The organism is Streptomyces smyrnaeus (genome assembly GCF_017676345.1).
GTDB classification, from domain to species: domain Bacteria; phylum Actinomycetota; class Actinomycetes; order Streptomycetales; family Streptomycetaceae; genus Streptomyces; species Streptomyces smyrnaeus.
The window spans coordinates 196,997-215,033 of record NZ_JAFFZM010000015.1; the positions used below are offsets into that span (position 1 = coordinate 196,997).

At 74.2% G+C, this 18,037-nt stretch carries 18 protein-coding genes; 9 read left to right on the plus strand and 9 right to left on the minus strand.

The window, feature by feature from the left end; all coding sequences use genetic code 11:
- Nucleotides 1-47: 47 nt before the first annotated feature.
- The 3 genes from mmuM to JW613_RS24065 are packed head-to-tail and all read right to left on the minus strand — an operon-like array spanning nt 48 to nt 2,595.
- The gene (gene mmuM, locus JW613_RS24055; RefSeq protein ID WP_209213026.1) at nt 48-968 is read right to left on the minus strand and encodes a homocysteine S-methyltransferase; all 921 of its coding nucleotides are present in this window, start codon (nt 966-968) and stop codon (nt 48-50) included.
- Complete coding sequence (locus tag JW613_RS24060) at nt 965-1,888, minus strand: LLM class F420-dependent oxidoreductase (RefSeq protein ID WP_099884885.1); 924 nt, start codon at nt 1,886-1,888, stop codon at nt 965-967. The genes mmuM and JW613_RS24060 overlap by 4 nt, the downstream gene beginning before the upstream one ends.
- A gap of 47 nt (nt 1,889-1,935) precedes the next feature.
- Nucleotides 1,936-2,595: a TetR/AcrR family transcriptional regulator gene (locus JW613_RS24065; protein WP_209213027.1), complete on the minus strand. Its 660-nt coding sequence runs from the start codon at nt 2,593-2,595 to the stop codon at nt 1,936-1,938.
- A gap of 85 nt (nt 2,596-2,680) precedes the next feature.
- On the opposite strand from JW613_RS24065, the gene JW613_RS24070 reads away from it, so the two are divergent.
- Nucleotides 2,681-3,073: a nuclear transport factor 2 family protein gene (locus tag JW613_RS24070; RefSeq protein ID WP_209213028.1), complete on the plus strand. Its 393-nt coding sequence runs from the start codon at nt 2,681-2,683 to the stop codon at nt 3,071-3,073.
- Nucleotides 3,074-3,260: 187 nt separating this feature from the next.
- Here the strand turns inward: JW613_RS24070 and JW613_RS24075 are convergent, their stop codons facing one another.
- From JW613_RS24075 to JW613_RS24085, 3 genes are all read right to left on the minus strand, one after another.
- Entirely contained in the window at nt 3,261-3,716 is a 456-nt protein-coding gene (locus tag JW613_RS24075; protein WP_209213029.1) for a DUF6099 family protein, read from the minus strand.
- A 103-nt stretch (nt 3,717-3,819) separates the two neighbouring features.
- Nucleotides 3,820-4,227 carry a nucleotide pyrophosphohydrolase gene (locus JW613_RS24080; protein ID WP_307866017.1) on the minus strand — a complete coding sequence of 136 codons (408 nt, stop codon included), beginning with the start codon at nt 4,225-4,227 and terminating at the stop codon, nt 3,820-3,822.
- Nucleotides 4,224-5,486: an AAA family ATPase gene (locus tag JW613_RS24085; protein WP_209213030.1), complete on the minus strand. Its 1,263-nt coding sequence runs from the start codon at nt 5,484-5,486 to the stop codon at nt 4,224-4,226. Before JW613_RS24085 ends, JW613_RS24080 begins: the two co-directional genes overlap by 4 nt.
- A 213-nt stretch (nt 5,487-5,699) precedes the next feature.
- On the opposite strand from JW613_RS24085, the gene JW613_RS24090 reads away from it, so the two are divergent.
- From JW613_RS24090 to JW613_RS24105, 4 genes are all read left to right on the plus strand, one after another.
- A complete protein-coding gene (locus JW613_RS24090; RefSeq protein ID WP_209213031.1) occupies nt 5,700-6,527 on the plus strand; it encodes an enoyl-CoA hydratase family protein in 828 nt (275 codons plus the stop codon).
- 7 nt (nt 6,528-6,534) lie between these two features.
- Nucleotides 6,535-8,856 (plus strand): bifunctional salicylyl-CoA 5-hydroxylase/oxidoreductase, encoded by a 2,322-nt coding sequence (locus tag JW613_RS24095; RefSeq protein ID WP_307866018.1) that lies wholly within the window; start codon nt 6,535-6,537, stop codon nt 8,854-8,856.
- Between the two features lie 186 nt (nt 8,857-9,042).
- Nucleotides 9,043-9,789: a hypothetical protein gene (locus JW613_RS24100; RefSeq protein ID WP_209213032.1), complete on the plus strand. Its 747-nt coding sequence runs from the start codon at nt 9,043-9,045 to the stop codon at nt 9,787-9,789.
- Nucleotides 9,790-9,820: 31 nt separating this feature from the next.
- Nucleotides 9,821-10,060 (plus strand): DUF3099 domain-containing protein, encoded by a 240-nt coding sequence (locus JW613_RS24105; protein ID WP_209213033.1) that lies wholly within the window; start codon nt 9,821-9,823, stop codon nt 10,058-10,060.
- 57 nt (nt 10,061-10,117) lie between these two features.
- On the opposite strand, the gene JW613_RS24110 is transcribed toward JW613_RS24105, so the two are convergent.
- Both JW613_RS24110 and JW613_RS24115 read right to left on the minus strand, forming a co-directional pair.
- Nucleotides 10,118-10,945: a PaaX family transcriptional regulator gene (locus JW613_RS24110; RefSeq protein ID WP_245226220.1), complete on the minus strand. Its 828-nt coding sequence runs from the start codon at nt 10,943-10,945 to the stop codon at nt 10,118-10,120.
- A 69-nt stretch (nt 10,946-11,014) separates the two neighbouring features.
- Nucleotides 11,015-12,967 (minus strand): AMP-binding protein, encoded by a 1,953-nt coding sequence (locus JW613_RS24115; RefSeq protein ID WP_443742843.1) that lies wholly within the window; start codon nt 12,965-12,967, stop codon nt 11,015-11,017.
- A gap of 72 nt (nt 12,968-13,039) precedes the next feature.
- Between JW613_RS24115 and JW613_RS24120 the strand changes: the two genes are divergently transcribed.
- Both JW613_RS24120 and JW613_RS24125 read left to right on the plus strand, forming a co-directional pair.
- On the plus strand, nt 13,040-14,359 hold the full coding sequence (locus tag JW613_RS24120; RefSeq protein WP_209213036.1) for an acyl-CoA dehydrogenase family protein: 1,320 nt from the start codon (nt 13,040-13,042) through the stop codon (nt 14,357-14,359).
- The gene (locus tag JW613_RS24125; protein ID WP_209213037.1) at nt 14,356-14,778 is read left to right on the plus strand and encodes a RidA family protein; all 423 of its coding nucleotides are present in this window, start codon (nt 14,356-14,358) and stop codon (nt 14,776-14,778) included. The genes JW613_RS24120 and JW613_RS24125 overlap by 4 nt, the downstream gene beginning before the upstream one ends.
- A gap of 17 nt (nt 14,779-14,795) precedes the next feature.
- On the opposite strand, the gene JW613_RS24130 is transcribed toward JW613_RS24125, so the two are convergent.
- On the minus strand, nt 14,796-15,392 hold the full coding sequence (locus tag JW613_RS24130) for a CGNR zinc finger domain-containing protein (protein WP_209213038.1): 597 nt from the start codon (nt 15,390-15,392) through the stop codon (nt 14,796-14,798).
- A 19-nt stretch (nt 15,393-15,411) separates the two neighbouring features.
- Here JW613_RS24130 and JW613_RS24135 point away from each other — a divergent pair, with 19 nt between their 5' ends.
- Both JW613_RS24135 and JW613_RS24140 read left to right on the plus strand, forming a co-directional pair.
- Nucleotides 15,412-16,659 (plus strand): MFS transporter, encoded by a 1,248-nt coding sequence (locus tag JW613_RS24135; protein ID WP_245226186.1) that lies wholly within the window; start codon nt 15,412-15,414, stop codon nt 16,657-16,659.
- 132 nt (nt 16,660-16,791) lie between these two features.
- Entirely contained in the window at nt 16,792-17,928 is a 1,137-nt protein-coding gene (locus tag JW613_RS24140) for an NAD(P)/FAD-dependent oxidoreductase (RefSeq protein ID WP_209213039.1), read from the plus strand.
- Nucleotides 17,929-18,037 lie beyond the last annotated feature (109 nt).

Consider the following 18,037-nt stretch of genomic DNA (forward strand, 5'->3'; position numbering starts at 1 on the left):
GACGGAGTCTGGGGGAGCAGTTCCCCGCGCCCTGAGGGGCGCTGTATTCAGCCGGCTTGCCGCAACTTGTCTCCCAGCGCGGCGATGTCGTCCGGGCCCACCCGGCAGCAGCCGCCGATCAGCCGTGCGCCGTGCGCCACCCACTCGGCGGCGAGCGCCGCGTCGAACGATGCCGCACCTGTCCAGGCCGCGCGCCCGGCGTCCCAGCCCTCGCCGCTGTTCGGGTAGGCGACCAGCGGCACACCCGGGCATGCCGCAGCGGCCGCCTCCAGCGCCCCGCCGACCTCGTCGGCCGCACAGCAGTTGACCCCGACCGCGAGCACCTGCGGATTGCCGGCCGCCACGGCGAAGGCCTCAGCCAGCGCCTGACCGGCACGGGTCCGGCCGTCCGCCACCGTGTAGCTCAGCCACACCGGCACCCCGCAGCCGTCCGCTGCCCGCAGCAGTGCCTCGGCCTCCACCGCGTCCGGCACCGTCTCCAGCGCGAGCACATCCGGCTCCGCCGCCACCAGTGCCTCGATACGCGGCCGGTGGAAGGCGGTCAGCTCCTCGACGCTCAGCCCGTACCGGCCGCGGTACTCGCTGCCGTCGGCGAGCACAGCACCGTAGGGGCCGACCGACCCCGCCACCCACACGGGTTCGCCGGTCGCGCCGCCGGCCGCCGTACGGGCGAGCTCGACGCTGCGCCCGAACAGCGCCCCGGCCTCCCGCACCCCGATCCCGCGCCGCCCGAAGCCCTCGAAGGACGCCTGGTAGCCGGCGGTGATCAGCACCCGGGCGCCGGCGCGCACATAGGCGGCGTGTGCGGCCTCGATCTCCTGTGGTGCCTCGACCAGCAGCCGGGCGGACCACAGCTCGTCGGACAGATCGTTGCCCTGCGCCTCCAACTGGTTGGAGAGGCCGCCGTCCAGCAGGACGGGACCTGCCGCGAGGGCGTGGGCGAGCGGGAGCGGGGCGTCGGGGGTCACGACAGCTTGGCCTGCACCTGGTCGGCGATCAGCGCCAGATGGTCCAGATCGCTCAGGTCGAGGATCTGCAGATAGATCCGGGAGCTGCCCAGCTCGGCGTAGCGGCCGATCTTGTCGATGACCTCCTCGGGAGTGCCCGCCAGGCCGTTCTCCTTCAGCTCGGCCACCTCCCGCCCGATGGCGGCGGCGCGGCGGGCCACCTCGGCGTCGTCCTTGCCGACGCAGGCGACCAGGGCGTTGGAGTAGACCAGCTCGGAGGCGGCACGGCCGCGCTCCTCGGCGGCGGCCCGTACCCGGTCGAACTGCCGCTCGCTGTCGGCCAGCGAGCCGAACGGCACATTGAACTCGTCCGCGTACCGGGCCGCCAGCCGCGGTGTGCGCTTGGCACCGAAGCCGCCGACCAGGACCGGGATCCGCTCCTGGTACGGCTTGGGCAGCGCGGGGCAGTCCTTGAGCTGGTAGTAGGTGCCCTCGTAGTCGAACTTCTCGCCGGTCGGGGTCTGCCACAGCCCGGTGATGATCTCCAGCTGCTCCTCCAGCCGGCCGAACTTCTCCTTGGGGAAAGGGATGCCGTAGGCGGTGTGCTCCGCCTCGTACCACCCGGAGCCCAGCCCGAAGTCGACCCGGCCGCCGGACATGGCGTCCACCTGCGCGACCTGGATCGCCAGCGTCCCCGGCAGCCGGAAGGTCCCCGCGGTCATCAGCGTGCCCAGCCGGATACGGCTCGTCTCGCGGGCGAGTCCGGCCAGGGTGATCCAGGCGTCGGTGGGACCGGGAAGGCCGTCGGAGTCACCCATGGCCAGATAGTGGTCGGAGCGGTAGAAGGCGTCGAAGCCGAGGTCCTCGGTGGCCTTCGCGACCTTGAGCAGGGTGTCGTAGTCCGCCCCTTGCTGGGGCTCGGTGAAGATTCGCAGTCGCATGCCCCCATCCTGCCTGGCCGCCGTCCCCGCTTCGCCAGGTGCCCTCCTCAGCCGGTGCGCCCCTCGCCGGGGTCGGCGCGGGTGCCCTCGGCACCGGCCGCCCGGGGCACCCTGGTCGCCCCCAGCAGACGGAGCAGGCTGGTGCGGAGCGTGTCCCTGGCCTCCTGCGAGGTCAGTCGTCCGGCTTCGGCTTCCGCGTCGGCGGCGTGGGCGAGGGCGATGGTGGCGGTCACGAGCCAGCCCGCCGGGAGCCGGTCGTCGAACTCTCCGTCGGCCTGACCGCGCCGCACGACGCGCTCCAGCAGTTCGGCGACCGGAACGTGGCGCTCGGCGTCCTGCTGCGCGCTCGCGGGCAGGGTGCTGAGCATCCGGGTGAGGGCCGGATACTCCCCGGCGGCCCGCTCGGCGGCGTCGAGCAGCCGCAGCAGCGCGTCCGCCGCCGGTCCGGAGTCCGGGTCGGCGGCGGCCATGGCGGCGACGGTCTGCTCGGTGAGCCGGTCGAGCGCGGCCGCCAGCAGCTGCTCGCGGGCGGGGAAGTGGGCGTAGACGGTCTGCCGGGTCACGCCTGCCGCGGTGGCGATGGCTTCCACGCTGGCGTCGGGGCGCTCGTTCAGCAGCCGGATCGCGGCCTGCAGGATCGACGCCCTGCTGCGGCGGGCGTCGGCGCGGCGGTTCCGGGCGGTACGGGGGGCGGGTGGGGGAGTCATCATTGACACCTTGTCAAAGTTAACGCTGAGGTCATACCTTACAACTCATACAGCGTGTAAGACTTCCTTGGAAAGCCGAGGCCCCATGCGCCCGTTCGACACGAACGACCCCGGGCGGTTCATCGCCGACTTCATCACGGGGTTCCACGAGGATCTGCTCAGCAGCGAGGAGGACGCCGAAGCGGTCGTCGACCGCTACCACACCTCGGACATCGTGCAGATCGCCGATGGCCATTGGATGGACCGCGCGAAGCTCGTCGCCCACACCCGCCCCATCCGTAAGCGCCGGCCCGGGCTTCGGATGTCGGTGCATGAGGCGTTTGCGGCCGAGGGCCGGCTCGCGGCCCGCTATACGATGCACGTGCGTGACCCGAAGCGCGAACTGGACATCGAGGTCTGCTTCTTCGGTCACTTCGCCGACGACGGGCGCCTGCGGCGGGCCCACATGCTGACGCGTGCGGTGCCCGTGGCCGGGTGACATCTTGCGTACCCCGCAATGGGGCTGCGCTTGCCCACTCCGCGCCCCTGGCGCAGATTGCCCAAGCGCAAGAGGGTGCCCCTTCAGGGGCGCGGGGAACTGCGCGACCAGCCACAGCGACCCGCAGCCCGCAATGGCGAGCAAGGGGCACCCCCTCCCCGGAGCGGGAGGCCCCAGCGCGGCAGCCTCAGGCCAGGCTGCCGCGCTCGCGCATGGAGAGGGTGCGCAGGATCGAGGCGATCCTGTCACCCGACTCGTCCGCCGCGTCGATGGCCTCCATGCACTGCCAGTACAGCGTCTCGTCCTCCGCGGTGACCGCGACACCCACCAGGGCGACCCCCGCCTCGCCCAGCAGCGCGCCCAGGTCGTCCAGCGTGCGCCGGGGGTCCTCGATCACCGAGAGCCGCGCGGCTCGTACGGCGCCCGCGCGCAGCGCCTGGTTCCTGGAGCCGTTGGCTCTGCCGCCCACCTCGCTCAGTCCCAGTGCCTCCGACCGCACCGCCGGAGGGCCGCTGATCGCGAGATGGCTGCCGACCGCCGCCGCCAGCGCCTGGGCCTGCCAGGCCTCGGCAAGGATGTCGGACACGTCCGCGCTGAGCGCGAGGGCCTGGCGCGTGGCGGCGATGAGCCGGACTGCATCCATCTGCCTACCCCTCACTGGTCGTTACCCAGCGTGACTGCAAATGGCCAGCTCCGCCAGGAGGTTTCGGAATTCCGTGGATAAAAGGCTCGTGTGAATAACTTCGTCACTCCATAGAGTGACCGGTTCCGGGCTTCGGGAAACGCGTTTCGTTCCTCTCGATCTTTGCTTCCAGTGCCACGAGGGGGTCGACACCCACCACTTGGCAGAACTGGAGGAGGTACGCGAGGACATCGGCGACCTCGTCCTCCACCCGTGCCGCCGCCTCCGGGTCCGCCATCACCCGGGCCGACTGCTCGGGCGTCAGCCACTGGAAGATCTCCACCAGCTCGCCCGCCTCCACGCTCAGCGCCGCGGACAGGTTCTTGGGGGTGTGGTACTGCCCCCAGTCCCGTGCCGCCGCGAACCGGGCGAGGCGCTGCTGGAGTCCCGCGACCGTGCGGGGGGTCTCGGCCCGGCCGTCGCGCCGGGCGTCCCGGTCGGCTGCCTGTGTGTCGTCGTACTGTTCGTTCACCTCCCAAGGTCTACCAGGGTCACGTCTGCCGTCCGCGCGGTCTCCTGTGCCAGCGGCCCCTGGTCCGGGCCGGTCGCCAGCAGCCGCACATGGCCGCGCCGGGCCATCCGGCCCGCCAGCGCCAGCAGTTCGGCCGTCTGCCGCCCGTCCAGCCCCCGATCCAGTCCGTCCGCCAGCACCGTGAGCGCCTGCCGCGCCGCCGGCACCTCGTGCACCGTCTCCATCGACAGCACACCGGGACCCGTCAGCAGCACCAGCGCCAGCGCCACGAACCGCAACTCGCCCTCGCCCAGCCACTCCAGCGGGGTGGCCGGTCCGGCGCCGCCGTGCTCCAGCACGCCGCGCACCAGTCCGCTGCCGGTCCGCCCGGCCGGCTCCGCGTACAGCTCCGTCACCGCCCCCGCGCACCCCTCCCGCACCACGGCCAGCAGCGCCGTATGCCGGGTGGCGCACTCCGCACGCGTACGGCGCAGCACATCGGCGAGATTTCCGCAGTCGCCGCGCAGCCTGCCGTCCCCCGCGGCGACGGGCCCCCGCATCCGGCCGGGCACCGGGTCGCAGGCGAAGACCGCACGCAGGGCCACGACCACCTGCTCGACGGCCTCCAGCAGTGCCCGCTCGTCCGCCGTCGTCCCCGCCATCCGCAACGGCAGCAGCGGCAGCGTCAGCCGGTCGTCCGGGAACGGCGTCCGCAGCGTCCGGGGCGCGCCCGCCAGTCGGCAGGTGGCCGACACGGCACGCCGCGCGGGGTCCCGCAGCGCCGTGGCCAGCAGCGTCTCACCGGTGGCACGGGACAAGCGCTCGCCCACGACCCGCAGTTCGGGCTCGGCCTGCACGGCGACGTCGAAGCGCAGCGGCCCGGCCGGGCCCGCCACGGCGCAGCCGAGCCGGAATCCGCGCCGCCCCTGGCGGTCGGGCCGGGCGTCCCGCGGTACGTACGGAGAGGGGCCACCGGGCGGCGCCACCCGTGCCCCGAACACTTCCTCCAGTGCGCCGCCCTGTCCGAGCCGTGCCAGCGCCTCGTAGGCCTCCAGGACGGTCGATTTGCCGCATCCGCTGGGTCCGGTCACCACCGTGACGGGACCCAGCGGGACGGTACGGGCGCGCAGTGTGCGGAAGGCGGACAGGCGCAGCGCGCTGACGGTCGGCGTCCGGACGGTCCGCCCGGGGTCGTCGAGGGTTGCCGCTCCGCCGGCGTGCTGTGGCGCTCCCATGTCGGCGACCGTACGCACGTCCCGCGAGGCGAACCGTTCCCGCATCTGCGGGCTCCCTCGATCGGATGACGAGCCGACTGTCGGTTCGCCGCTCGCGGCAGGCCGCCCGCCGCGAGCCGCCCGCCGATTGTCGAACGCGCCCGCTGTATCGCGCACTCGTGACGACAGTCAGGAGACAGTGATACGTTCGGCAGGTGGCGGCCCGCGCGACCGGGCGGGCGGTCTGCGGTTTGCCGACCGAGCGACGGAGGCTGCGGAATGAGCCCGTTCACCGGATCAGCGCAGCGCACCGCCCAGTGGCGGCATCTGCGGGTCGACGAGGAGGACGGGGTCACCACCGTCACGCTCGCACGGCCCGCGAAGCTCAACGCGCTGACCTTCGAGGCGTACGCCGATCTGCGCGACCTGCTCGCCGAGTTGTCGCACCGCCACCGCACCCGCGCCCTGGTGCTCGCGGGGGAGGGGCGCGGCTTTTGTTCGGGCGGGGACGTGGACGAGATCATCGGCGCCACGCTCGGGATGGACACCGCCCGGCTGCTGGACTTCAACAGGATGACCGGGCAGGTCGTACGGACCCTCAGGGAGGCACCGTTCCCCGTGGTGGCCGCCGTGCACGGGGTGGCGGCGGGCGCCGGCGCGGTGCTGGCCCTCGCAGCGGACTTCCGGGTGGCCGACCCCACGGCGCGGTTCGCCTTCCTGTTCACCAAGGTGGGCCTGTCCGGCGGCGACATGGGCGCCGCCTATCTGCTGCCCCGCGTCGTCGGGCTGGGGCACGCCACCCGCATCCTGATGCTGGGGGAGCCGGTGCGTGCCGCGGAGGCCGAACGGATCGGGCTGCTGAGCCAGTTGGTGGAGGAGGGCGACACGGCGCGGGCCGCGCACGACCTGGCCCGCCGGCTCGCGGACGGCCCCGCGCTCGCCCACGCGCAGACCAAGGCGCTGCTCACCGCCGAACTGGACCTCCCGCTGTCCGGCGCGGTCGAACTCGACGCGGCCACCCAGGCGTTGCTGATGCACGGCGAGGACTACAAGGAGTTCCACGCCGCCTTCACCGAGAAGCGGCCGCCCGACTGGCAGGGCCGGTGAGGCAGCCGTGAACGCTGCGGCTGCCGCCCGTCCGACGGCGGGAGGGGCCCGGCCGCTGCGGGTGGCCGTCATCGGCGGCGGCCCCGGAGGGCTGTACGCGGCGGTGCTGCTCAAACGGCTGGACCCGGCGCGGCACGTCACCGTCTACGAGCGGGACGCGCCCGGCGACACCTTCGGCTTCGGAGTGGTGCTCTCCGACGAGACCGTCGGCGGCATCGAGAACGCCGACCCCGAGGTCTTCGCCACCCTGGGCGCACACATGGTGCGATGGGACGCGATCGAGATCGTCCACCGCGGCCGCACCCTCACCTCCACCGGGCACGGCTTCGCCGCCCTCGGCCGCCGTACGCTGCTGTCGGTGCTGCACCAGCGGTGCCGCGAACTCGGGGTGGTGCTGCGCTTTCGCACCGAGGCGCCCCCGGCGGCCGAACTGGCGCGCGGACACGATCTGGTGATCGCCGCGGACGGGGTGCACAGCGCCACCCGTACGGCGCACGCCGATGCCTTCCGGCCCACCCTCACCACCCACCGTTGCCGCTACATCTGGCTCGCCGCCGACTTCGCGCTCGACGCCTTCCGCTTCGAGATCGCCGAGACCGGGCACGGCATCCTCCAGCTCCACGCCTACCCCTATGCGCCCGACCGCTCCACGGCCGTCGTCGAGGCCCGCGAGGAGGTCTGGCGGGCCGCAGGGCTGGACCGGCTCGACGAGCGCGCCGTGGCCGAGCGGTGCGCCGAGTTGTTCCCCGGGACCCTGCGCGGGCACACCCTGCGCGGCAACCGCTCGCAGTGGACCGCCTTCCGTACCGTCGTCAACGAGCGCTGGTGGCACGGGAGCGCCGGGAAGATCGTGCTGCTGGGCGACGCCGCGCACACCGCGCACTTCTCCATCGGCTCGGGCACCAAGCTCGCCGTCGAGGACGCCCTGGCGCTCGCCGCCTGCCTGCGCGAACAGCCCGACCTGGCCGCCGCGCTCACCGCCTACGAGGCCGAGCGCAAGCCCGTCGTACGGTCCACCCAGCGCGCCGCGCACGCGAGCCTGACCTGGTTCGAGGAGCTGGCCGGGTACACCGCCCAGCCGCCGTACCGGTTCGCCTTCAACCTGCTCACCCGCAGTCGCCGCGTCACCCACGCCAACCTGCGGCTGCGCGACGCCGGGTTCGTCGCGGCGACGGAACGGGAGGCAGGGGTGCCCGACGGCACCCCGCCCATGTTCACCCCGTTCCGGCTGCGCCGGCTGGAGTTGCGCAACCGGGTGGTCGTCTCCCCGATGGACATGTACAAGTCCCGGCAGGGTGTGCCCGGCGACTTCCACCTCGTCCACCTGGGCGCGCGGGCGCTCGGCGGAGCCGGACTGGTCATGACGGAGATGGTGTGCGTCTCCGAGCGGGGCCGCATCACCCCGGGCTGCGCGGGGCTGTGGAACGACGAGCAGGAGGCGGCCTGGCGGCGGGTCACCGACTTCGTGCACCAGCAGTCGCCGACGGCCGCGATCGGGCTGCAGCTCGGCCACTCCGGGCGCAAGGGCTCCACCAGACTCATGTGGGAGGGCATCGACGAACCGCTGCCCGAGGGCAACTGGCCGCTGGTCGCCGCCTCCCCGCTGCCGTACCGCCCCGGGATCGGGCAGACTCCGCGCGAGCTGACGCGGGAGGGGATGGTCGCGGTGCGGGAGGAGTTCGCCGCCGCGGCCCGCCGGGGCGCCCGCACGGGCTTCGATCTGCTGGAGCTGCACTGCGCGCACGGCTATCTGCTGTCCGGCTTCCTCTCCCCGCTGACCAACCGGCGCGCCGACGGCTGGGGCGGCTCGCTGACCGCACGGCTGCGCTTCCCCCTGGAGGTGTTCGACGCGGTGCGCGAGGTGTGGCCCGCCGAACGCCCCATGACGGTGCGGATATCCGCCACCGACTGGGCTCCGGGCGGCACCACGGGCGAGGACGCGGTCCGGATCGCGGCCGCCTTCGCCGAGCACGGCGCGGACGCGATCGATGTCTCGACCGGGCAGGTCGTCGCCGACGAGCGCCCCGACTTCGGCCGTTCGTACCAGACGCCGTACGCCGACCGCATCCGCAATCTGCTGGGCGTTCCCGTCATCGCCGTCGGCGCCGTCTCCTCCTGGGACGACGTCAACTCGCTCGTCCTGGCCGGGCGCGCCGATCTGTGCGCGCTGGCCCGGCCGCACCTGTACGACCCGCACTGGACGCTGCACGCCGCCGCCGAGCAGGGGTACGAGGGGCCCGGCGCGCCGTGGCCGGAACCGTACCGGGCGGGCAGTCGCAGACCTCCCACCGGCCGTACGGACAGCCCCAGGCCCCGGCTCTCACTCTGAGCGCGGACTCCGGCCGCACCCACCACATACCGCTCGGTATGTAGTGATCCCCAGGTCTTCGGCACCGGCGCGGGTCTAGGCTGAGCGGTCTCGTTCCCGATCCCGGCCGGCGGGGGAGAAGGTGCCGCCGGGAGGGTGCGGGCGAGCCAGCGCGGACACCCGCCGAGAGCCGGAAAGGGGAGGAATGTGCCCGCTCTGAACCAGGCCGAACTGGTACTGGTGCACAGTCCGCTGACCGGAGACCTCATCTGGCAGCCGGTCGCCGACGCGCTGCGCGCACGGGGCCGGACCGTCAGCGTCCCCCGCCTCGCCGGAGCCTTCGACAGCACGGGCCCCTACTACCCCAGACTGCTGGACGCCGTGACCGGCCCGCTGACCGCGCCCCTGGACGAGACCCGCCCCGCCCCGGTGGTGCTGGCCGGACACAGCGGAGCCGGCCCGCTGCTCCCCGCGCTCCGCGAACGCCTCACCCAGGGGCGCCGCAGGATCGCCGGAACGGTCTACGTGGACGCGCAGTGGCCGCACCCCGGGGCCGGCTGGCTGGAGGCGGCCCCGCCGCAGCTCGCCCGGCAACTGCGCGAGCTGGCCGAGAACGGTTCGCTGCCGCCCTGGGACACCTGGTTCCCCGAGCAGATGCTGATCGACGAGGTGCCCGATCCGGTGCTGCGCGAGCGCTTCCGCACCGGCCTCCCGCGGCTCCCCCTCGCCTACTTCGAGGAGCGCGCCCCGCACGCCGTCCCCGACCCCGACCACGCCCGCACCGCCTATCTGCGGCTGAGCCCGCACTACGAGGAGACCGCGATGCGCGCCGAGGCCATCGGCCACCGGGTGCTGCGGCGCACCTCACACCATCTGAGCCCGCTCACCGACCCGGAGGCCACCGCCGACGCGCTGGAGAAACTCGCCCGCCGCTTCGCCGCGTGCCCGGCCTGACGGCTGCGCGCCGCCGCCGTACGGTGGAGTCATGTACGCGCGCAGGCGGCGCCGCTATTTCACGCTGATGGTCATCTGCCTGGTGCTGTTCGTCAGCGCCTGGGCCTTCGTGCGGCTGTGGTCGGTGCCCGCCGCCATCGGGATGTGCGTCGTGGCCATGGTCATCCCGCCGCTCGCCGCGATCGTCGGCAACCGGCGGGAATCGGACGACCGCTGGTGGGACGAGCCGTCCGACGACGCCCCGCCGCGGGACGGGAACGGACGCGGCTGAGCCGGCGGCCCCTGCGAGATGCCCGGCGCGGTGTCCGGCGCCGCGCCCTGCGCGCCTTCAGCGGCCGAGCGTCTGCGCGTACACCTCGCGTACGTACGCGTACCCGGCGTCCCGCAGCTTCTCGTGCAGGGTGCCGAACACCTTCGCCGAGCGCTCGCCCGGCCACCGCGCGGGCAGCAGCGCCGACGGCAGGCCCGGGTCCGCGTAGGGCAGCCGCCGCCAGGCGTCCAGCGCGAGCAGATAGTCCCGGTACGCCGATCGACCGGGCACCCGGCTGCGCCGTGTCCAGCGGCGCAGTACCGGCTCGTGCTCGGCGAGGAAGGCGCGATGGCTCTCCGCGATGGCCTCCAGGTCCCACCAGCGCGCCACCGCCTCGGCGGTCGGCGTGAAACCGGTGTGTCGGCCGCGGAACAGATCCACGTAGGGCGCCAGTTCCAGCCGGTCGAGCGCGTGCCGCGTCTCCTCCTCCAGGTGCGAGGGCGCGATCCACACCCCCGGTGCGGCGTTGCCGAAACCGAGCCGGGCCAACCGGGAGCGCAGCACATGCCGCCGGTCGCGTTCGCTCTCGGGCACGGAGAAGACGGCGAGCAGCCAGTCGCCGTCCGGTTCGGGGCGGCTGTAGATACGGCGGTCGCCGTCGGCGAGGAGCTGGTCGGCGGCGGGCGAGGGGCGATATCCGGCCGCTTTGCTGCCGGGTCTGTCCGCGGTCAGCAGTCCGCGCCGCTTGAGCCGGGAGACCGCGGAGCGGACCGCCGGCGCGTCGATGTCCAGGGCGCCGAGCAGCCGGATGAGGGCGGCGACGGGGACGGTGCCTCCGGCCTGGAGCTCACGCCCGTAGGCGCCGTAGAAGGTGAGGATGAGGGAGCCGGGTGAGGGCTTGCTCAACTGCGGAGCACCGGGGGCCTGAGCAGCCTCGCCGAGCTGCGGAAACACGTTTGGAACCACGCTGTCACTCTAGGGCTGCCGCCCGCCCCTCCCGCCGCCCGGCTGCGGCTGCGGGGCCCGCTCCCGCAGCCGGTAGCGCTGCAGCTTGCCGGTGGGGGTGCGCGGCAGCGCCGTCGGGAAGACGAACCGGCGCGGGCACTTGTACGCGGCCAGCTCCCCGCGTACGAACCGCCGCAGCCGCTCGGCCGTGCCGCTGCCCGGTTCGACCTTGGGGGCCAGCACCACGTGCGCGACCACCAGTTGCCCCCGCTGTTCGTCGGGGCAGCCCACCACAGCGGCCTCGCACACGTCCGGGTGGCGCAGCAGCGCTTCTTCGACCTCGGGGCCCGAGATGTTGTACCCCGCCGAGATGATCATGTCGTCGGCGCGCGCCACGAAGCGGAAGTAGCCCTCCGCGTCGCGCACATAGGTGTCCCCGGTGATGTTCCAGCCCTCCCGTACGTACGCGCGTTGGCGCTCGTCCGCCAGATAGCGGCAGCCGACCGGGTCGCGCACCGCGAGCAGCCCCGGGGTGCCGTCCGGCACCGGCACCAGCTTCCCCCGCTCGTCCTCCGCCACGATCCGGGCCTGGTACCCGGGCACGGGCACTCCCGTACGGCCGGGCCGGACCGCCTCGTCGGCGGCCGAGATGAAGATGTGCAGCAGCTCGGTGGCCCCGATCCCGTCGATGATCCGCAACCCCGTCCGCGCGTACCAGGACTCCCAGGTGGCGGCGGGCAGATGCTCACCGGCGGAGACGCAGCGGCGCAGCGACGACAGATCGCGGGGACCGGCCGGGCCCGGCTCGTCCAGCAGCGGCAGCATCGCCCGGTAGGCGGTCGGTGCCGTGAACAGCACCGAGACCCGGTGGGCCGCGATCACCGCCAGCGTGCGGGCCGCGCCGCTCCACTGGTCCAGCAGTGCGGAGGCCCCGACGCGCAACGGAAAGACCACCAGCCCGCCCAGCCCGAAGGTGAAGCCCAGCGGAGGCGTCCCCGCGAACACGTCGTCGGCGCGCGGGCGCAGCACCCGCGCGGCGAAGGTGTCGGCGACGGCCAGTACGTCCCGGTGGAAGTGCACACACCCTTTGGGTCTGCCGGTGGTGCCCGAGGTGAAGGCGATGAGGGCCACGTCGTCGGCCGCCGTGGCGACCGCCTCGAACCGGTCCGGCATCGAGGCCGCCACCCGCAGCACGTCGCCCTCACCTCCCTGGGCCCTCGTCCGGGTGGGAGTACCGCCGTCGGAAGCCGGGGGAGCGCCACCGGCGACGAACTGCCGCATACACAGCCCCGGTACCTCGGCCCTGGCCAACTCGTCGGCCACCCGCGCGTCGCACAGCGCGTGGGAGATCCGCGCCAGTCGGCAGATGGTCGCCAACTCGCGTGCCCGGTGCGCCGCGAGGACGGTCACCGCCACGGCCCCCGCCTTCATCACCGCCAGCCAGCAGGCGGCCAGTTCCGGGCTGGTCGGCCCGCGCAGCAGCACCCGGTTGCCCGGCACCACACCCAACTCGCCCGTCAGCACATGCGCCAGCCGGTCGACGGTGGTGCGCAGTTCGCCGTACGACCAGGTGCGCCGCGGTGTCGGGGCTCCGTGCGGCTCGCCCTCGGGCGGCGGCAGCCCGCCGGAGTGGAAGGCGGGCCGGTCCGCGCCCAGCCGGTCGATGGTGCGGTCCAGCAACTCGGCGCCGCAGTTGAGGCGGGCAGCGCACGAGAGGGCGGGGTCGTCCAGCAGGAGAACGGGCCACTGGTCCCGGGGCGGCAAATGGTCCCGTGCGAAGGTGTCGACGTGTGCGGACGGAGTCGGAATCATGACCGTTCTACCCCCTCGCGGGCGGCCTTCCGCACGTCGGCCGACGGACCACGCGCTGCCGGCGGCGCCGGTGCGGCGGCAGTACGGCGGCAGTTCCGCGCCGGTACGGCGGCGGTGCCGCGGCGGTACGGTGAGTGGCGTCGAGCGTAACGCGTTGGTGACGGCAGTCAATGGTCCGCGATAGACAGGAGGTGACGGCCCGGAGCTTCGGGCCGCACTGGGCCACGGCCGAGGGGAGTCGCCATGACCACCACCCCGCCACCGACCTGCCAGTTCGCCCTGACACCTGAACAGCGCGCGTGGTGTGCGCGCCTGCGCGGCCTGGGCGCCGACCGGCTCGCCCCGCTGGCTGCCCGGGGCGAGCCCGGAAGGGTCAACAGAGGTCTGCTGCGCGAACTCGGCGCACTCGGGCTGCTGGCCCGCGCGGTACCTGCCGAACCCCCATGGCGTCCGGTCGGCGCACTGGAGCTGTGCCTGCTGCGCGAGTCGTTGGCGTACTCCTGCCCGGAGGCCGAGACGGCCCTCGCGCTCCAGGGACTGGGCGCGGGGCCGGTCGCCGACGCGGGTACGGCCGCACAGCGGGCCCGCTGGCTGCCGGCCGTCGCCGCGGGGCGGGCCGTGGCGGCATTCGCGTTGAGCGAGCCGGGTGCGGGCAGCGACGCCGCCGCGCTGGCACTGCGCGCGGAACCGGACGGCACCGGCCGTGGCGGCTCGGACGGCGCCGGTGGCTCGGACGGCTGGCGGCTGACCGGCACCAAGACATGGATCTCCAACGCGCCCTGGGCGGACTTCTACACCGTCTTCGCCCGCACCGGCGAGGCCACCACAGGGAAGGCCACGACCGGCAAGGCCACCGGCTCCCGGGGCGTGACCGCGTTCCTGGTCCCCGCCGACCGGGCCGGGCTCGGTGGCGAGCCCCTCGACATGCTCGCGCCGCACGCCCTGGGCACCCTCACCTTCGACGCCGTACGCGTCACCCGCAGCGACCTTCTCGGCGAGCCGGGAGAGGGATTCGGGGTGGCCATGCGCACCCTCAACCTCTTCCGTCCCAGCGTCGGCGCGTTCGCCGTCGGCATGGCGCAGGCCGCGCTCGACGCCTCGCTCGCGCACGCCGACCGGCGCCGCGCGTTCGGCGGCGCCCTGCGCGATCTGCAGTCCGTCTCGCACCAGTTGGCGGAGATGGCGACCCGTACGGAGGCGGCCCGGTTGCTGGTGTACGCGGCGGCGTGCGCGTACGACAGTGGCGGTGGCGGTGGCGGTGGCGGTGGCGGTGGAGGCGGGAGCCTGGCGCGGCGCGCGGCCATGGCCAAGCTGCTGGCGACCGAGACGGCGCAGTACGTGGTCGACTCCGCCGTCCAGATCCACGGAGCCGCCGCCCTGCAGCGCGGGCACCTGCTCGAACACCTCTACCGGGAGGTGCGGGCACCCCGCATCTACGAGGGCGCCAGCGAGGTGCAGCGTTCCCTCATCGCCAAGGAGCTGTACAAGGAGTTGCGCAAGGAACCACCAGCGCACGAGGCCCGGGAGCGGGCCGCGACGGAAGCGGAGGTGCCGCGCCCATGAGCCCGGAATCCGACGGTGACGGAGTTCTGCACCGGGTCAACCCCGCGGAGCTCTCCCCGCCCCGCGGCTTCTCGCACGCGGTCACGGCCACCGGCTCCCGGCTGGTCTTCCTCGCCGGTCAGACGGCACTCGACGGCGACGGGCGGATCGCCGCGCAGAGCCTCCCCGGCCAGTTCCGGATCGCGCTCACCAATCTGCTGGCCGCCCTCGCCGCCTGCGGCGGCACACCGGCGGATCTGGCCCGCGTCACCGTCCACACCACCGATGTGCCCGCATACCGGGCACACGCGGCCGAACTCGGCCGCATCTGGCGCGAGCTCGCCGGCCGCGACTACCCCGCGATGGCGGTCATCGGCGCGGTCCGACTCTGGGACGAGGAGGCGCAGATCGAACTGGACGGCATCGCGGTGCTGCCCTGAGACCCGCGCTCACCGCGTCAGCCGCCGCGCTGTCTGCGCCGGTGCTCCGCAACGCGGCTCCGCGTGGCGCAGGCCCGCGAACAATAACGCTGCGGCGCACCGGGCCCGGCCCCGAGGAAGAGCCGCCGGCAGCCCGGGGCCGCGCACTCGCCCCAGGCAACACCACCGCGCTCGCTCAACAGCCGCGCGAGAGCCAGCGCAGCACTCGCGGTGAACCAGTCGGCCCAGCTCGCGTCGTCGCTCCGGTCGACGTGCAGATGCCAGGGGTGGCCCCCGTGTCTGCTCAGCCGGGGGCGGGCCGCGCAGCGCTCCAGCAACACGTTGAGCGCCTCGGCCGCGCGGTCGGTGTCGGTCTCGGTCAACACCCGCTCCGTCAGCTGGGCGACCGCCCGGCGCAGCGCTGCCGCTTCACCACCCGTCAGGCCGCGCAACTCCCGCTCCGTCTCACCGTGCCGGGCGAGGAGGGCCGCCATGGCGTCCCGGGGCAGCGCGGGGTCCTCGCGAACGGCGTTGGCGAGGTCGATCAGCCTCCCCCCGGCTGCTCCGGCCGGAAGGTGTCCCCGACCGGGCCGCAGGCCGGGGGAGCCGCCATGAGGGTCGCCGTACTGCTCCATGTAACGCATTATAGAAACAATGCGTTACGCGCGCGGGACGCGCGTGGAGGGAGCGGGAGCCGCGCTGATGGTGACGTACCTGGCAACGGCCTTCCTGGCACGGTTCGCGGACGAGGGCGTCGGTATCGCGCTGGCCCTGCTCGCGGTGGAGCGGACGGGCAGCCCCGCATCGGGCGCCTTCGTGCTCACTGCCTGGCTGGCACCGCACGCGGTGGCGGCCCCCGTGGTCGGCGCGCTGGCCGAACGGGCCCGCGTCCCACGCCTCTTCCACGGCTGCGCGCTGGCCGTCTTCGGCGCGGCGATCGCCCTGCTGGGCCTGACACTGGGGCGGGCGCCGATGCCGCTGACCCTCGGCGCCGCGCTGGTCGGCGGCAGCGTCGGGCCCATGGTCACCGGTGGCCTCTCCAGCCTGCTTGCCACCCGAGTCCCCGCGGGTCAAACGCGTACCCGCGCCTACGCCCTGGACGCCACCACCTACAACGCCGCCGCCGTCGCCGCCCCGGCCGCCGTCAGCACCGCGGCCACCGCGACCTCCGCGACCCTGGCGACAGCGCTCCTGGCGACCTCGGCGGGCTGCGCCGCGCTCCTCTGCATGGCGCAGCGGCTCCCCGCCGCCGACCGCGACGCATCCCGCCACCCGCCCCTGAGGCGAGGGCTTCGGCCCGGTGAACTCGCCATCGGGGTGCGGGCCCTGTGGCACATCCCGCAGCTGCGGGCCGTCACGGTGGCGACCTGCGTGGCCTTCCTCGGCGTCGGCGGTCTTCCCGTCACGGCCGTACTGCTGGCCGCGCAGCGGGGCGAACCGGGTGCGGGCGGGGTGCTGCTGACGGCGTTCGCGGTGGGCGGGCTGGTCGGCTCGCTGGGGGTGGCGCGGTGGCGGCGCGCACCCGCCCCGGCGCGGCTGGCCCGCCTCGGCCTGCTGGCGACCGCGACGGCACTGGCGGCTGCGGCGCTCGCCCCGTCGCTCCCGTGGACGGTCGCGCTGTTCGCCCTCGCGGGGCTGGGCGACGGTCCGCTGCTGACGGCCACCTTGCGCATCCGCGCCGACCACGCCCCCGAGGAGGCCCGCACCCAGGTCTTCACCCTCGGCGCCGGGCTGAAGTTGACCGCCGCGGCGGCGGGGACCGCACTCGTCGGGGCCTTCGCCCATCTCCCGGCCCTGGTCCTCACCCTCTTCGTCGCGGTCCTGCACCTGGCAGCGGCGGCACTTGTGGAGGCTCTCGGCCGACGAAGCGGAAGTCAGCACCGACCGGGCGTTGACGCCTGACCCGCCGGTGGTGATCCTGGTCCGGGCTCCAAAGGGCCGCGGAAAGCCATGATGAGCGGCGGAAAGGCTGCCGCGGGCAGTTGCGGAATGCTGCTGCGAAAGACCGGGCAGGGCTGAGGAGGCAGGGTCGGGGTGCGGGTAGTCGTCATCGGAGCCGGAATCGTCGGCGCGGCCACGGCGTACGAGCTGGTCCGGGCGGGAGCCGAGGCCGTACTGGTCGACGCCGCGCACACCGGCCGCGCCACCGCGGCCGGTGCGGGCATCATCTGCCCCTGGACCGGCCGGGACGAGGAACCCCTCGCCGTGGCCGGCGCCGGGCACTACCCGGGACTGCTCGCGGCCCTCGCCGAGGACGGACAGCACGAGGTCGGCTACCGCAAGGTCGGCGCCCTCCTGCTGCTCCCATCGGACGAGGCGCGCGCCGAACAGGTGCGGGCGCGGGTGACCGCACGCGCGGCGGCCGACCCGCACGCGGGCGAGGTCACCACCGTCGACGCCACCGAGGCCCGACAGCTGTTCCCCGCCCTCGGCCACCAGGACGGCGGCTTCGGCGGCACCGCTCTGCAGCTGTCCGGGGCCGCCCGGTTGGACGGCCGCAGACTGCGCGCGGCGCTCGTCGCGGCGGCCGAACGGCACGGACTGCGCACGGTCGCCGGCACAGCGGGCATCGAGTCCCGCGACGGCCGGGTACGCGGGGTGCGGGTGGCCGGCGAGCTGATCGGGGCGGACGCCGTGGTGGCTGCCGCGGGCGCCTGGTCGAGGGCGCTGCTGGATCCGGTCGGGGTACGCGTCGAAGTCGTCCCGCAGCGTGGCCAGATCGTCCACCTGCGGCTGCCCGGTACCGACACGGCGCACTGGCCGGTCGTCCTTCCGGCAGGCACCGGCCACTACCTGCTCACCTTCGACGACTCCCGCGTCGTCGTCGGCGCCACCCGCGAGGACGGCAGCGGCTTCGACCACCGTGTCACGGCAGCCGGCCTCGCCGAAGTCCTGAACCAGGCACTGGCGGTGGCGCCGGGCCTCGCCCCGGCCACCCACCTGGAGACCAGGGTCGGCTTCCGCCCGGCCGGACCGGACGGACTTCCGCTGCTGGGCACCGTCCCCGGGCCGGCCGGCCTCGTCGTGGCCAACGGCCTGGGCTCGGGCGGCCTGACAGCGGGCCCGTACGCGGGCGCCGTGGCCGCCCGCCTCGCCCTCGGCCGGGAGCCGGACCCGGACGTACGACTGGATCTGACGCCGTACGACCCGCTGCGCACCGCCCGGCCCTGACTCCCCGTCGACCCGCACGCCGGACCCCGCCCCGGTCACCTGCTTGGACGCCGCCCTGTCGCGCCGTGCCGCCCCTCGGGGGAGGGTGGGAGCGCCCGACAGCCCGGGC